Genomic DNA, 14,851 nt, shown 5'->3' with positions numbered 1-14,851 from the left:
GTCACTTCCCCTTCGTCGATGGATCGGTTTCGGTGGTGTTCGGCTGCGGTGGAACGGTCGCAGAGGGAGCCGGAGCCGGTTTCTCGCGCACTGTCTCCGCCACGGCCTCGGCACCCAGGTCGGGATGCCCGTCCGGGGAGCCGGTGACGACCTGGGGAGCAGACATCGAGTGCTCTCGGGCGTACCGCAGGCCGACGAGACTGGCTTCGCCTGCGCTGCCGGACGATTCGAGTGCCCCGGGTCGGTCGTCGGCGAACCCGGCCAGAATGCGCTCGGTCTCGCGGAACGTGCACAACGGAGCGCCGCGGGTCGGGGTCACCTGCGCACCGGAACGAAGCGCGTCGACCAATTCCCGCGCCGACGCCGGTGTTCTGTTGTCGAAGAATTCCCAGTTCACCATCATCACCGGCGCGAAGTCGCACGCGGCGTTGCATTCGATGTGCTCGAGGGTGATGCTGCCGTCGGCGGTGGTCTCGCCGTGGTCGATCTCGAGGTGATCCCGCAGAGCGTCCATGATGGCGTCGCCGCCCATGACGGCGCACAGGGTGTTGGTGCACACTCCGACGCGGTAGTCGCCGGTGGGCTCGCGGCGGTACATCGAGTAGAAGGTCGCGACCGCGGTCACCTCTGCACCGGTGAGATCGAGTACGTCGGAACAGAATTCGATTCCGGCCGGCGTCAGATAGCCGTCCTCTGATTGCACCAGGTGCAGCAGCGGTAGCAACGCCGATCGGGCCTGCGGATAACGAGCGAGGACGATGTCGGCGTCGGCGCGTAGGCGGGCACGGACGTCGGCGGGATAGGACGCGCGTGCGTCGGGGCCGACAAGTTGTACGGCTTCCTCGGGGCGTGCTCCGAGTTGGACGAGCACCGGCTCCGAGCGTGGCGCGGTCATCGGTCCACCCCGCCCATCACCGGATCGATACTCGCGACGGCAGCGATGACGTCGGAGATCATGCCGCCCTCGCACATGGCGGCGACCGCCTGCAAGTTGGTGAAGGAGGGGTCTCTGAAGTGCACTCGGTACGGCCGGGTTCCGCCGTCGCTGACGATGTGCACACCCAGTTCGCCTCGCGGCGATTCCACCGTGGACAGCACTTGCCCTGCCGGTACCCGCATCCCCTCGGTCACCAACTTGAAGTGGTGGATCAACGACTCCATCGAGGTGTCCATGATGGTGCGCACGTGGTCCTGAGAATTGCCGAGACCATCGGGGCCGGAGACCAGTTCGGCCGGCCAGGCGATCTTCTTGTCGTCGATGACCACCGGTCCTGGCCGCAGACGATCGAGAGTCTGCTCGACGATCTTGAGCGATTCCTTCATCTCTTCGACGCGAATCAGATAGCGCCCGTAGCAGTCGCATCCGGTGTCGGTGACGACATCGAACTCGTAGTTCTCGTACCCGCAGTAGGGATCGGACCGGCGCAGATCGTAGGGAAGTCCGGTCGATCGAAGCACCGGCCCGGTGACGCCGAGGGCCATGCACCCGGTGAGGTCCAGGTAGCCGACGTTCTCGGTTCTGGCCTTCCAGATCGGGTTGTCGTTGAGCATGAGTTCGAGATCGCGTAGCCGTCCGGGAAGAACCCGCAGCAGCTCGCGGACCTTGTCGATCGCGTCGGCGGGCAGATCCTGAGACAAGCCACCGGGACGGATGTAGGCGTGGTTCATGCGAAGTCCGGTGATGGCCTCGAAGACGTCGAGTATCAGTTCGCGTTCCCGGAAGCCGAACAGCATCGCCGTCACGGCACCCAATTCCATTCCACCCGTGGCCAATGCCACGAGGTGCGACGAGATCCGATTGAGCTCCATCAACATCACCCGGACGACCGTCGCGCGCTCGGGAATGGCGTCGGTGATGTCGAGTAGCTTCTCCACCCCCAGGCAGTACGCGGTCTCGTTGAAGAAGGGCGACAGATAGTCCATCCGAGTGACGAACGTGACGCCCTGAGTCCAGTTGCGATACTCGAGATTCTTCTCGATTCCGGTGTGCAGGTAGCCGATTCCACATCGGGCCTCGGTGACGGTCTCGCCTTCGATCTCGAGAATCAACCGCAGCACACCATGGGTGGACGGGTGTTGCGGACCCATGTTGACCACGATGCGTTCCGTGGTCGACCCGCGCGCTAGTTCGACCACGTCGTCCCAGTCCTGGCCCGACACTGCATAGATCGTTTCGTCCGTTGCGCTCATCAGTTGTACGACCTGCGCTCGTTGGCAGGCGCGACCCGAGCGCCCTTGTACTCGATGGGAATTCCGCCCAGGGGATAGTCCTTGCGTTGCGGGTGACCGACCCAGTCGTCGGGCATCTCGATCCGCGTGAGTGCCGGATGACCGTCGAACACGATGCCGAAGAAGTCGTAGACCTCGCGCTCGTGCCAGTCGTTGGTCGGATACACCGCGCAGAGCGAGGGTGTGTGTGGATCTGCATCGGGTACAGCCACTTCGAGTCGGAGGCGGCGTCCGTGGGTGATGGACACCAGATGGTAGACCGCACGCAATTCCCGGCCGACCTGATCCGGATAGTGCACACCCGATGCCCCCGTGCACAATTCGAATCTCAGTTCCTCGTCGTCACGGAGAGCACGGGCCACGGCGGGCACGTGCTCCCGCGAGAGATGCAGCGTCAGTTCCCCACGAAAGATCACGGCACGCTCGACGGCGTCCTCGAACGGCACGGCCACGTCACCGGTGTCGAGAACCGTGGCCAATCGATCGACCAGGGCGTCGAAGTAGCTGCCGTAGGGCCGAACAGCCGTGTCCGCCGATGCCAACGGCGGCTGCAACCGGCCGTAGCCGGAGGTGTCACCGCTCCCCCGGACACCGAACATCCCACGGGTTCCGTCCGGTGTCATCGCAGCAGCCCCTTCAAGTCGATGGTCGGGGTGGAGGCCAGCGCTGCAGCCTCGGCAGCCGCGCGCACCTGTTCTCGATTGACACCCAGCGGCATCTCCTGAATCTTTTTGTGCAGCTCCAGGATCGCGTTGAGCAGCATCTCGGGTCGGGGTGGGCAACCGGGAAGGTAGATGTCGACCGGAACGATGTGATCGACACCCTGAACCACCGCGTAGTTGTTGAACATCCCGCCCGAGGACGCGCAGACTCCCATGGCCAGGACCCATTTCGGTTCCGCCATCTGGTCGTACACCTGCCGCAGTACGGGCCCCATCTTCTGGCTGACACGGCCTGCGACGATCATCAGATCCGCTTGGCGCGGAGACGCACGGAACGCTTCCATGCCGAATCGCGCGAGATCGAACCGGCCGGACGTGGTGGCCATCATCTCGATCGCGCAGCACGCGAGACCGAAGGTCGCGGGCCACAACGAACCCTTGCGGGCGTAGCCGGCCAGCCCCTCGACGGTGGTCAGCAGAAATCCACTGGGTAGCTTCTCTTCGAGTCCCATCGATCACACTCTTTCCGCATCCGCTGAAGGTGAGAACCGTGCATCGTGCCGTCGCCGATCAGTGTTCGGACGTCAATCCCATCCGAGCCCGCCTCGCCGCCACTCGTAGACGTAGGCCACCGACACGTTGACGACGAACAGCGCCATGGCAACCAGCCCGAACGCGCCGAGAACATCGAGATGGACGGCCCACGGATAGAGAAAGACGATCTCGATGTCGAAGATGATGAACAGCATGGCGGTCAGGTAGAACTTCACCGGAAATCGTTGGCCCGTAGGCGCATGCATCGTGGGCTCGATGCCGCACTCGTACGCGTCGAACTTGGCTCGGTTGTACCGCGCGGGTCCCACCATCGTTCCGACCATCACCGAGAACACCGCGAACACGACCGCAATGGCACCGAGAACGAGGATCGGAACGTAGGCGTTCATCCCGGCATCTGCTCCCTCGATCGACTACCGCGCCGGCGCGTAGTAAATGCGACGGCCGTACCAATGTGACCTGAACCACACAGTATGGGTTCGGTGTCGATCTCGCGGGATTTCGAGGAGTCCAGTTTCGTAATCCGTTGACGCGCATGGGGCACCCGATCCCGGCCACCCGGCCAACTGTGACTCAGATCACTCGATCGCCCCATACGCTCCGCTCCGGGGAAAACGACAAACCTCCCGACGATTCCGGCCGGCCGAACGAGGCCGCCGACATGAAACAGGAGAAATGATGAAGTCGATTTCCGTCTCGGCGCTCGCCGCCGAGGGACTGGGAACTGCCCTGCTCGTGATCTTCGGCGTCGGCACCGCCGTCATCGCGGGCGACACCGTCGGAACCCCGGGCATCGCCCTGGCATTCGGGCTCACACTGCTCGCCCTCGTCTACGCGATCGGCCCGATCTCGGGATGCCACATCAACCCGGCCGTGACGATCGGAGCCTTGATCGCGCGCGCGATCACCCCGATCAAGGCTGCGTTCTACATCGCCGCCCAGGCCGTCGGTGCCGTGATCGGCGCGCTGATCGTACTGTTCGTCGCGTCCGGCCGTCCCGGATACGACATCTCGTCGGACGGTCTGGGCACCAATGGATTCGGCAGCTCCTCGCCCGGAGAATACGGGCTGGTGTCGGTGGCGGTGTTCGAAACCATCGCGACCGGCTTGCTCGTCCTCGTCGTGCTGGCCACCACGGCCCCCACCCTTCACCCCGTCGTGGCGGCCGGCATCCCGATCGGCCTGACCCTGACTGTGGTTCACCTACTGGGCATCGGAATCGACTCGACCTCGGTCAACCCTGCCCGGTCCCTCGGCCCAGCCCTCGTCGCCGGCGGACCTGCACTGTCACAACTGTGGGTGTTCGTGGTGTTCCCCGTGCTCGGAGCTGTCATCGCCGGCTCGATCCACCGGTTCGTGCTGACGGTGCCCGCATCGGAGAAAACGGTCTGATCTACCGCGATCGAGTGACCCGGGCACCGACGCGTACCGAATGCTGCTTCAGCAGATCGACCACTGCGCGCCCGAGCCGGATCGGATCCAGCGGGTGCGGAACTGCAGCCTCGGCGCGCGACCATTCGGCCAACCAAGCGTCGTCCGGACGTCCGATGAGCACCAACACCGGTGGGCAGTGAAGGATCTCGTCCTTCAGCTGCTTCGCCAGGCCCAGCCCGCCTACGGGCGAGGACTCGCCGTCGAGAATTGCCAACGCGACACCGCCTGCATCCATGTGCTCGATGACGACGGCTGCCGTGGCGATGTCGACGTACTCGATGTCACCGAGTGCCGGATCCGGTCGAGTTCCCACCGCAGACCGAACCTGGGCGCGGGTCGCGGCATTGCTGCTGTAGACGAGCACGCGCACACGCCCGGATGGGCTCTCTCCCGCTGTGGCGTCGGACACATCGCGATGCTACCGCGGGTTCCCCGGTAAACGGATCGAAACAGCCACGGCCGAAGTGCATTCGACGTTCCAGCGCCGGTCAGGACTCGACGGTGACGATCACCGCGGCGGGTTCTTCGGTGGCGGTCACCGTGAACTCGGGTCGATCGGCCGCAACTCCGATGAAGGACTGTGAGATACCGCCGGGATCGGCCAGGAAATCGACCGAGGCGACAGCGGAATCAGCACCGCCTCGGACACGCTCGGGCCCGGCATACGGCGAGAATGTGTCGTCGGAGTCCGTCGACGTACCCGACAGGTCCACCTGCAACACGGATCTCCCCGGCACTGCCAGCGGTTCACTGGTGCCGTAGCGAATGGCCTCGTCCACATACCGGACCGTGAAGGACACCGGGCCGTTGCCTGCCAACCTGAATACGACCGTCGACGCCCCTTCGAGCACCACGTCGGTGACGCCGACCGGCGACCTGCTCGGGAACCGCGCACCGTCGAGACTCTCAGGGAGCTCCGGTACCACCGGCAGTACCGCAGTCGGCGCTTCGGTGGGCGTTCCCGGACCGGATAGAGGATCACCGACCACCAACGACCCCGTGACCGTGGTGTAGTTCGCGGCGGCCGGGACCTCGTCGACCCGGCCGCTGCCGTCCGCGCCGGAACAGCCCGCGAGCACACCGAACAGCAGTGATCCGACGACCGAGAGCGCGACTCGAGCTCTGCGGTAGCCGTCGTACATTGCGATACCGTACTGAAGAAACCGATCGGTTCGATAGTGCTGTCTCGACCCGATTCGGTCACGATTGCGCCGCCCTCCGATCCTGCTAGCGTCGGAGGGTATGGAGCCGAAGAGCTATTCGTCCGGTGAGCGTGTGTTCGGGCCGCCCAACGGGACTTTCGACGCGGACTGGGCTGCGACCGCATTGCGCTCGAACCGCCCCGAGTTGGACCATCCCACCTCGGTTCGCCTGGTCGAACAAGCCTGGGAGCTGCTCCGAACGCAGGGGCTGCGCGGAGATCGACTCACAGCCGCGCTGGACCTCGAGCCCGGTCTTGCCGCTGCCGTGTCGGCGGTCGCCACCGAGACTGCCGAGCTGTACCTGGATCCTCGGTAGCTCTCTCAGCTCGGACCGAACTGCGCGAATGCGAAACCGGCCACCAGCACCGCTGTACCGCCGATTTCGCCGACGATCAACGACACCATGAACAGGTGCGTCCCCCGGACGGGATTCACGAACTGGTTCTCGGTATCTCGACGAAACCCGTGCACGGTGTAGCTCACGATGGCAGCGACGAAGAACACCAGCACCACCGATGCGGCGATCAGATCCACCGTGACCGACCACGCGCTGAACTGCGCCAGCGCAGCGAGAACCAGGGCGGCGAACGAGTACATCAACGCTGCCCGATGAGCGATGTCGACATAACGATGCGCGGTGCCATCCGCCGACGTCGACATCTGGTGATACTTGACGACCCCCAACCCCAGTGCCCAGAGCAGCAGTAGACCGGCCACGAGGACGATCACCTTGGTGTCCGGCTCCAACTGCATGTCTCTCTCCCCCACTCGATCCCGCGCCGAAGGTATCACCGGCACCGGACTTGATACCGTTCCGCAATGCTGGCCGACCCCGTACTGTCCCAGAACGCATTCGGTCTCCGCTTCGACTGGGGCCTGTGTGGAGCCGACGCCATCGTCGACGGCGCAGACATCGCCGTCGTCGTGGACGTCCTGTCGTTCACGACGACTCTGACGGTTGCTGTGGACGCGGGCATCGACGTCATCCCCAGTCGGTGGCGCGACGACCGGGCCACGCAGTTGGCCGAGCAGTTCGACGCGGTTCTCGCCGTGGGGCGGTCGGCCGCGTCACCGGGCCTGATCAGCTTGTGCACGGCCACCGTACGGGCCGCGCCCGCCCCGGCACGGTTGGTGCTGCCGTCACCGAACGGGTCCACCATCGCCCACGATCTCGCGAGCACGGCCCCGCTGTGTGTGGGAGCGTCGCTGAGAAACGCATCCGCGGTAGCGCGGTGGATACGTGCCGACAACCGAAATGCCGTGACGACCGTCATAGCGGCCGGAGAACGGTGGCCGGACGGATCCCTCCGGCCTGCCGTCGAGGACCTGTGGGGCGCCGGTGCAATCATCGCCGCCCTCGTCGATGCCGGAGCTACCGATGCCTCCCCGGAGGCGAGAACGGCCGCGGCCGCGTGGCGAGCCGTCGAGCGAGACGTGGGCTCGGAGCTGCGGCAATGTGGCTCCGGTCGCGAACTGGCCGGGATGGGACACCCGGAAGACGTGGCCATTGCGGCCGAGGTCGATTCGAGCTCCTGCGTCCCGATTCTGCGCGACGGCATATTCGTCGACGCGACTCGGTCATGAGGCGACGGACGCTCGAAAACGACCCACGATGCCGACCCGACACGGCCGACCGTGTCCGATATTTGGATCGGAACCCCTAATCACGGATCATACGGTGGTGAGTACGGAACGAGTCGCCCCGAAGACCACCGTCGTTGTACCGACGTACAACGAACGTGAGAACCTCCCCAAGCTCGTCGAGCTGCTGGCCGGGTTGCAGGTGGAGGGGCTCGGTGTGTTGGTCGTCGACGACAATTCACCCGACGGCACCGGCGACGTCGCCGACAAGTTGGCCATCGACGGCCCCATCGACGTCAGCGTTCTGCACCGCACCGAGAAGAACGGGCTGGGACGCGCATACGTCGCAGGCATGACGCGAGCGCTCGACGAGGGTGCGGACATCGTCATTCAGATGGACGCCGATCTTTCGCACCCCACCGAGGTGATCCCGGCGATGATCGACAAGCTGAACACCACCGACGCGGCCGTGGTGCTCGGATCGCGATACGTACCCGGCGGAGCGGTCGCCGCCGATTGGCCCTGGCACCGCAAGGCCCTGTCCGCGTGGGCGAACTTCTACGTCAACACGATCCTGCGCCTCGGAGTCAAGGATGCGACAGCGGGATTCAAGGCGTGGCACGCGCGCACCCTGCGCACCATCGACGTGGCCTCGGTCGAGAGCAACGGGTACGCATTCCAGGTGGAGATGAACTACCGAACGGTCAAGCACGGCCTCACTCTCGCCGAAGTGCCGATCACCTTCGAGGAGCGCAGCGAGGGCGAATCCAAGATGAGCCTGTCGGTTCAGCTCGAGTCGGCATTGGTGCCCTGGAAGTTGTTGCTGAACAAGAAGAAGCTCTGACCGAGGCGCGCCACGCCGTGATCACGGCGTGAAGCGTCGGAATCCGCCTTCGGCGCCGATGACCTGACCGGTGATCGAGCCCGAATCGGGCGACAGCAACATCGCCACGACCGCTGCGGCCTCGTCCGGTGAGTTCCACCACGTTCGATCAGGGAATCGGCCACGGTCGGTGTGATCGCGGCGATGGCACCCTTGGTCACCGCATAGGGAATCTCGGTCGGCATCGGCCCCTCTCCCTGCCCGGACGTGAACAGCACGACGCGTCCGCCGTCAGGATGATCGACGTACCGTTGCGCGAATTCCTGCACCAGAAGCAACGACGCGCGCACGTTCACCGCCCACGTCAGGTCGAGGTTCTCTGCCGTCAGAGAACCCAGTTCGCCCAGCTGTGATCGCGCATGGTTGATCACCAACGAGTCGACGGCACCGAACCTGGATTCGACAGCATCGAACAGGGCGGCAGGCGCTTCGACATCGGAGAGATCGATGTCCAGATGCCCGAGTCTGCTTGGCGCAGTGGACAACTCGGCGAGAACCTGCACTGCTCCCGACGTCCCCGCTCCCCACGGTTCGCTCACGTCGTAGGCATCGCATGATTGCGCGAAGACGCGGGCGCGCTCGTCCTGCAGCAACCTGCGGGTGATGGCATAGCCGATACCGAGGCGTCGACCCACACCGGTGACGAGGACGGTACGCCCATCACTGTTCGTGCTGAATTGTCGACCGTACGGGCATGCACGTCGAACGTCGAATGCGCGGTCGGTGCCGTCGCGCCGGAGAATCCACAGTTCACCGCCCTGCGACTGTGGACCTCCGTGCACGGAATAGCGGCGCTCAACTCCACCCACGCATTCGAGCCGGTCACCGACCTGTCGGCGGTGACGGAGTTGACCCGCCGCGCAGTGCGCGACGTGATCGCCGACGCTACCGAACCAGGGACTTGACCGACGCCGGCAGCTGGCGGACGTTCTTGTAGGGGCCGACCACCGCGGCACCGAAAGGACGGTCGAGCAACACGGCAGCGACCTCGCGTACCTCGTCGTTGCCGACGCTGTCGATCCTCGCCAACGTATCGGTGATGTCGCGGTGATTGCCGTAGTTCAGTTCACTGCGACCGATCCGGTTCATCCGAGAGCCCGAATCTTCGAGTCCCAGAACCAAACCGCCACGCAACGAACCCTTGGCCCGCGCACACTCCGCGTCGGTGATCCCCTCGGCGGCAACCTTGGCCAGCACTTCCCTGATCACCGTGGTCACTTCGCCCAAGTTCTCCGGCTGACAACCCGCGTAAACGGAGAATGCACCACTGTCGGCAAACGTATCCACCGACGAGTACACCGAGTACGCCAGACCACGCTCTTCCCTGATCTCCTGGAACAGACGAGAACTGAGCCCGCCCCCCACTGCGGAGTTCAGCACGGACAACGCCCAGCGATGCCCTTCGTGTCGACCGAACGCCCGTACGCCCAGGCACAGATGCGCCTGCTCGCTGTCACGAGTGGTCAGGCTCAACGTGGGAGCATTGCGCAATCGCGCTGTGCCACCACGTCGTTCGGCCGGCCGTGCGCCCTTGACCAGATGGCCGGAGAACGCTCGACGCACGAGAGAGACGATCTGCTTGTGATCGACGTTGCCCGCGACGGCAACGACCATGCGCTGCGGCGTGTAGCGGCGAACGTGGAACGAGTGCAATTGCGCACGGGTCATCGACTCGATGGATTCGACGGAACCGATGATCGGGCGTCCGATCGGATGATCGCCGAACATGGCTTCCAGGAAGGCATCTCCGAGCAGATCCTCGGGATCGTCGTCGCGCATGGAGATCTCTTCGAGGACCACCTGTCGCTCGACGTCGACATCTGCCGAGCGGCACCGGCCACGAAGCACCACATCGGTGACGAGATCGATGGCGAGCGCCACGTCCTCGTCGAGCACGTGCGCGTAGAAGCAGGTGCTCTCCTTCGAGGTGAACGCGTTCAGCTCTCCCCCGACACCGTCCATCACCTGGGCGATCTCGAGCGCGCTGCGCGTAGGAGTCGACTTGAACAGCAGATGTTCGAGGAAGTGTGCGGCACCGGCAACACTGGGTTGCTCGTCCCGTGAACCGACCCCGACCCACACGCCGACCGAAGCCGAGCGAACGCCGGGCACGAACTCGGTGACGATCCGAAGACCGCCGGGAAGAGTGGTGCGTTGCACGCCCGTGTCGATGCCGGTGCTCTCTGGAACGGCCGAACGGTACGTCCCGAGGGGACGTACCGTTCGGCTCGGTTGCTTCTTACTCAGCGCTGGCCTCGGCGGGAGCCTCGGGAGCGTCGGCGGGAGCAGCAGCGTTGTCGTCTTCGACGGGAACGAGGCTGATCTTGCCGCGGTTGTCGATATCGGCGATCTCGACGCGCAACTTGGATCCGACGCTGACGACGTCCTCCACCTTGTTGATGCGCTTGCCGTTACCGAGCTTGGAGATGTGCACCAGTCCGTCGCGGCCCGGGAGCAGCGAGACGAATGCACCGAAAGCCGTTGTCTTGACGACGGTTCCGAGGAATCGCTCGCCGACCTTCGGCAGCTGCGGGTTGGCAATGGCGTTGATCATGTCGATCGCGGCCTGTGCGGACGGGCCGTCCGCTGCACCGACGTAGACAGTGCCGTCATCTTCGATCGAGATGTTGGCACCGGTCTGCTCGGTGATGGAGTTGATCATCTTGCCCTTGGGCCCGATGACCTCGCCGATCTTGTCGACCGGCACCTTGATCGCGGTGACGCGAGGTGCGTACGGGCTCATCTCGTCCGGGGTGTCGATGGCCTCGGCCATGACCTCGAGGATCGTCGTGCGAGCATCCTTGGCCTGCGACAGCGCGCCGGCGAGCACCTTGGAGGGGATGCCGTCGAGCTTGGTGTCGAGCTGCAGCGCCGTGACGAAGTCCTTGGTTCCGGCGACCTTGAAGTCCATGTCGCCGAACGCGTCCTCGGCACCGAGGATGTCGGTGAGTGCGACGTAACGGGTCTCGCCGTCGACCTCGTCGGACACGAGGCCCATCGCGATACCGGCAACCGGGGCACGCAGCGGCACACCGGCATTGAGCAGCGACAGAGTCGATGCGCAGACCGAGCCCATCGAGGTCGAGCCGTTGGAGCTCAGTGCCTCGGAGACCTGACGGATGGCGTACGGGAACTCGGCCTGGCTCGGCAGCACCGGCAGCAGGGCGCGCTCGGCGAGTGCGCCGTGCCCGATCTCGCGACGCTTTGGCGAACCGACGCGGCCGGTCTCACCGGTCGAGTACGGCGGGAAGTTGTAATGGTGCATGTAGCGCTTGGACGTCTCGGGCCCGAGCGAGTCGACCTGCTGCGCCATCTTGACCATGTCGAGGGTGGTGACGCCCAGGATCTGGGTCTCGCCGCGCTCGAACAGGGCCGATCCGTGGGTACGGGGGATGATCGCGACCTCTGCGGACAGCGACCGGATGTCGGTGATGCCACGGCCGTCGATGCGGAAGTGATCGGTGAGGATGCGCTGGCGAACCGACTTCTTGGTGAGTGCGCGGAATGCGGCACCGATCTCCTTCTCGCGGCCGGCGAAGCTGTCTCCGACCGACGTGAGGACCTGAGCCTTGACCTCGTCGAGCTTGCTCTCACGCTCGGCCTTGCCTGCGATGGTCAGTGCCTCGTTCAGCGGGATCTTCGCGGCGTTCTCGACGGCCTCGAAGACATCCGACTGGTACGCCGGGAAGACCGGGTAGTCGCCGGTCGGCTTGGCGGCCTTGGACGCGAGCTCCTGCTGTGCGGTGCACAGGGCTGCGATGAACGGCTTCGAAGCCTCGAGGCCCTCGGCGACGACCGACTCGTTGGGGGCGGTTGCACCACCCTCGATGAGCTCGATGACGTTCTCGGTGGCCTCGGCTTCGACCATCATGATCGCGACGTCTGCGTCGGCACCGGAGCCGGAGACGATGCGGCCGGCGACGACCATGTTGAACACGGCCTTCTCGAGCTGCTCGTTGGTCGGGAACGCGACCCACTGCTTGTCGATCAGTGCGACGCGGACGCCGCCGATCGGGCCGGAGAACGGCAGTCCGGCGATCTGCGTCGAGGCCGATGCCGCGTTGATCGCGACGACGTCGTACAGATCGGCCGGGTTGAGGCTCATCACCGTGATGACGACCTGGATCTCGTTGCGCAGTCCGTCGACGAACGTCGGACGCAACGGCCGGTCGATCAGGCGGCAGGTGAGGATGGCGTCGGTGGACGGACGGCCCTCGCGGCGGAAGAACGATCCGGGGATACGGCCCGCGGCGTACATGCGCTCTTCGACGTCGACCGTCAGCGGGAAGAAATCGAATCCCTCACGGGGGTGCTTACCTGCGGTCGTTGCCGACAGCAGCATGGTGTCCTCGTCGAGGTACGCGGCGACTGCGCCTGCGGCCTGCTGTGCGAGGCGGCCGGTCTCGAAGCGGATGGTCCGCTTGCCGAACGTGCCGTTGTCGATGATCGCAGTTGCTTCGTAGACGCCTTCTTCGACGTCCACGGTCGTTGTCTCTGTCATAGGTTCTCTTCTCGTCCTCTCGTCTTTGCCGTGCCCGCGCGGACACACCACGAGCCCTCCTGGCTGTGGCGGCATACCTGTGCCGTCCATCCGACGAGAGCTTCTCTCGGGACGCGGCTGCGCGGAGGCGGCCATCGATCGAAGCCCATCGGATCTCGTATCCGAAAGGCCACTACCGAAGACCGTCACCACGGCGTGACAGGCATACACGGCGGTGTGCGGATGCCGTGCATCCGCTTTCTCGTGCTGACGTAACTGTTCTTGCGGTACAAACACAGATAGCCAACGAGGAACAGTCTAAGCACTGCCTCGTTGGCTACTGCACTATTGCTGCGAGTCGGGTGCGCACCGGCGCGTCGAACCCTGCATCGGTGACATCCTCGCGTCGATGCGAATTATCGACGCAGACCCAGACGCTCGATGAGCGAGCGGTAGCGGGTGACGTCGACCTTCGCGATGTACTTGAGCAGGCGACGACGACGTCCTACCAGCAGCAGCAGGCCGCGGCGGGAGTGGTGGTCGTGCTTGTGCATCTTGAGGTGCTCGGTCAAGTCGACGATGCGCTTGGTGAGCATTGCAACCTGCGCCTCGGGCGAGCCCGTGTCGGTGGGGTGCAAGCCGTACTCGCCGAGAACGGCCTTCTTCTGTTCGGTGGTCAATGCCACTGGTACTACTCCTGATCAATGACGTCCGCGTGAAAGGAAGCAACGCACTCTGTGGTCGAGACCACGGAATCGAAGCCGGTACAGCCGCCACGGACCGCAGCGAGCACCGAGGGGCCAGCCTATCAGGCCGTGCTCGCCGCCAGAATCGAGCGGGCCCGCTCGGCGTCGCGCCCCATTTCCTCCACGAGTGCTTCCATCGAGTCGAATTTCTCCATGCCGCGCAGTCGGTCGACGAAGTCGACTGCCACGTGCTGCCCGTACAGGTCGGCCTCACCGTCGAGGACAAACGCCTCGACGGTTCTGGTACGACCCGAGAACGTGGGATTGGTGCCCACCGACACAGCAGCCGGATGCCGCTCCCCCGGAGTGACCGTCCCCATGATCGGACCCGGCCCGAGCACGGTGAACCATGCCGCGTACACACCGTCGGCGGGGATGGCCGAGTACATGGGCGGCGCGACATTGGCTGTGGGATAACCCATTTGGCGACCTCGACCGTCTCCGTGCACAACGACACCCTCGACACGGTGCGGTCGCCCGAGCGCGGCGGTGGCCGCAGCGACGTCGCCTGCGTCCACGCACGATCTGATGTACGTCGAGGAGAACGTCACGGCATGCTCGGCGAGCAGGTTGACCCCGTCGACTGCGAATCCGGACCGCTCGCCGATCTTGCGCAGCATGGGCACGGTGCCGAGCGCCTTCTTCCCGTAGGTGAAGTTCTCGCCGACGACGACCTCGGCGACGTGCAGGCGTTCGATCAGGATCTCGTGCACGTATCGCTCGGGAGTGAGCTTCATCAGCTCGGGCGTGAACGGCATCACGCAGAAGACGTCGATTCCCAGTTCCTCGGCGAGTTCGGCTCGCCTCGTCAGGGTCGTCAGCTGAGCAGGGTGGCTGCCCGGCCGCACGACCTCCATCGGATGGGGATCGAACGTCATGAGCACACTGGGGACGCCGCGCTTCTTCGCAGCGGCCACCGCTCTCCCGATCAGTTGTGCGTGTCCGCGATGAACGCCGTCGAAGACGCCGATCGTGAGCACGCACCGACCCCAGTCGGCAGGTACATCGTCGAGACCTCGCCATCTCTGCACACCGCGAAGCCTACGGCCCGACGGCCGCTCGGTCACTCTCGGCCAGGC

At 64.9% G+C, this 14,851-nt stretch carries 18 protein-coding genes; 5 read left to right on the top strand and 13 right to left on the bottom strand.

The window, feature by feature from the left end; translation table 11 throughout:
- Position 1 precedes the first annotated feature (1 nt).
- From nuoE to CH271_RS16620, 5 genes are all read right to left on the bottom strand, one after another.
- Positions 2-895 (bottom strand): NADH-quinone oxidoreductase subunit NuoE, encoded by an 894-nt coding sequence (gene nuoE, locus CH271_RS16640; RefSeq protein WP_094634256.1) that lies wholly within the window; start codon positions 893-895, stop codon positions 2-4.
- Positions 892-2,190, bottom strand: a complete 1,299-nt coding sequence (gene nuoD, locus CH271_RS16635) for an NADH dehydrogenase (quinone) subunit D (RefSeq protein WP_094634255.1) — start codon at positions 2,188-2,190, stop codon at positions 892-894. The genes nuoE and nuoD overlap by 4 nt, the downstream gene beginning before the upstream one ends.
- A complete protein-coding gene (locus CH271_RS16630) occupies positions 2,190-2,852 on the bottom strand; it encodes an NADH-quinone oxidoreductase subunit C (RefSeq protein ID WP_094634254.1) in 663 nt (220 codons plus the stop codon). The genes nuoD and CH271_RS16630 overlap by 1 nt, the downstream gene beginning before the upstream one ends.
- Positions 2,849-3,403 (bottom strand): NuoB/complex I 20 kDa subunit family protein, encoded by a 555-nt coding sequence (locus tag CH271_RS16625; protein ID WP_032397855.1) that lies wholly within the window; start codon positions 3,401-3,403, stop codon positions 2,849-2,851. The genes CH271_RS16630 and CH271_RS16625 overlap by 4 nt, the downstream gene beginning before the upstream one ends.
- Before the next feature lie 72 nt (positions 3,404-3,475).
- Complete coding sequence (locus CH271_RS16620) at positions 3,476-3,835, bottom strand: NADH-quinone oxidoreductase subunit A (protein WP_032397854.1); 360 nt, start codon at positions 3,833-3,835, stop codon at positions 3,476-3,478.
- A gap of 289 nt (positions 3,836-4,124) precedes the next feature.
- Here CH271_RS16620 and CH271_RS16615 point away from each other — a divergent pair, with 289 nt between their 5' ends.
- Positions 4,125-4,838, top strand: coding sequence for an aquaporin (locus CH271_RS16615; protein ID WP_094634553.1), 714 nt, complete (start codon positions 4,125-4,127; stop codon positions 4,836-4,838).
- Position 4,839: 1 nt separating this feature from the next.
- Here CH271_RS16615 and CH271_RS16610 read toward each other — a convergent pair whose 3' ends face one another.
- The gene (locus CH271_RS16610) at positions 4,840-5,289 is read right to left on the bottom strand and encodes a hypothetical protein (protein WP_094634253.1); all 450 of its coding nucleotides are present in this window, start codon (positions 5,287-5,289) and stop codon (positions 4,840-4,842) included.
- 79 nt (positions 5,290-5,368) lie between these two features.
- Positions 5,369-6,022, bottom strand: a complete 654-nt coding sequence (locus CH271_RS16605) for an AMIN-like domain-containing (lipo)protein (protein WP_094634252.1) — start codon at positions 6,020-6,022, stop codon at positions 5,369-5,371.
- Between the two features lie 100 nt (positions 6,023-6,122).
- On the opposite strand from CH271_RS16605, the gene CH271_RS16600 reads away from it, so the two are divergent.
- Positions 6,123-6,398, top strand: coding sequence for a hypothetical protein (locus CH271_RS16600; RefSeq protein WP_037189568.1), 276 nt, complete (start codon positions 6,123-6,125; stop codon positions 6,396-6,398).
- A 5-nt stretch (positions 6,399-6,403) separates the two neighbouring features.
- Here the strand turns inward: CH271_RS16600 and CH271_RS16595 are convergent, their stop codons facing one another.
- Positions 6,404-6,835: a hypothetical protein gene (locus CH271_RS16595; protein WP_037189569.1), complete on the bottom strand. Its 432-nt coding sequence runs from the start codon at positions 6,833-6,835 to the stop codon at positions 6,404-6,406.
- Positions 6,836-6,901: 66 nt separating this feature from the next.
- Here CH271_RS16595 and CH271_RS16590 point away from each other — a divergent pair, with 66 nt between their 5' ends.
- Entirely contained in the window at positions 6,902-7,666 is a 765-nt protein-coding gene (locus CH271_RS16590; protein WP_094634251.1) for a 2-phosphosulfolactate phosphatase, read from the top strand.
- A gap of 97 nt (positions 7,667-7,763) precedes the next feature.
- Complete coding sequence (locus CH271_RS16585; RefSeq protein WP_094634552.1) at positions 7,764-8,507, top strand: polyprenol monophosphomannose synthase; 744 nt, start codon at positions 7,764-7,766, stop codon at positions 8,505-8,507.
- Here CH271_RS16585 and CH271_RS16580 read toward each other — a convergent pair.
- Complete coding sequence (locus tag CH271_RS16580; protein ID WP_218828505.1) at positions 8,450-9,181, bottom strand: SDR family NAD(P)-dependent oxidoreductase; 732 nt, start codon at positions 9,179-9,181, stop codon at positions 8,450-8,452. The two genes, CH271_RS16585 and CH271_RS16580, sit on opposite strands and share 58 nt — an antisense overlap.
- Here CH271_RS16580 and CH271_RS29115 point away from each other — a divergent pair.
- On the top strand, positions 9,104-9,451 hold the full coding sequence (locus CH271_RS29115) for a hypothetical protein (RefSeq protein ID WP_218828510.1): 348 nt from the start codon (positions 9,104-9,106) through the stop codon (positions 9,449-9,451). The genes CH271_RS16580 and CH271_RS29115 overlap by 78 nt on opposite strands.
- On the opposite strand, the gene CH271_RS16575 is transcribed toward CH271_RS29115, so the two are convergent.
- The 4 genes from CH271_RS16575 to CH271_RS16560 form a co-directional block, all read right to left on the bottom strand.
- Entirely contained in the window at positions 9,432-10,718 is a 1,287-nt protein-coding gene (locus CH271_RS16575; protein ID WP_218828507.1) for a M16 family metallopeptidase, read from the bottom strand. The two genes, CH271_RS29115 and CH271_RS16575, sit on opposite strands and share 20 nt — an antisense overlap.
- A gap of 67 nt (positions 10,719-10,785) precedes the next feature.
- Positions 10,786-13,047 (bottom strand): polyribonucleotide nucleotidyltransferase, encoded by a 2,262-nt coding sequence (locus tag CH271_RS16570; protein ID WP_037189574.1) that lies wholly within the window; start codon positions 13,045-13,047, stop codon positions 10,786-10,788.
- A gap of 395 nt (positions 13,048-13,442) precedes the next feature.
- The gene (gene rpsO, locus CH271_RS16565) at positions 13,443-13,712 is read right to left on the bottom strand and encodes a 30S ribosomal protein S15 (RefSeq protein WP_027496764.1); all 270 of its coding nucleotides are present in this window, start codon (positions 13,710-13,712) and stop codon (positions 13,443-13,445) included.
- Between the two features lie 122 nt (positions 13,713-13,834).
- The gene (locus CH271_RS16560) at positions 13,835-14,803 is read right to left on the bottom strand and encodes a bifunctional riboflavin kinase/FAD synthetase (RefSeq protein WP_170946035.1); all 969 of its coding nucleotides are present in this window, start codon (positions 14,801-14,803) and stop codon (positions 13,835-13,837) included.
- Positions 14,804-14,851: the final 48 nt, after the last annotated feature.

Source organism: Rhodococcus sp. 05-340-2 (genome assembly GCF_002258915.1).
Lineage (GTDB): Bacteria > Actinomycetota > Actinomycetes > Mycobacteriales > Mycobacteriaceae > Rhodococcoides.
Note: the sequence above shows the minus strand (reverse complement) of the source record. Positions and strands in the feature narration are given on the sequence as shown.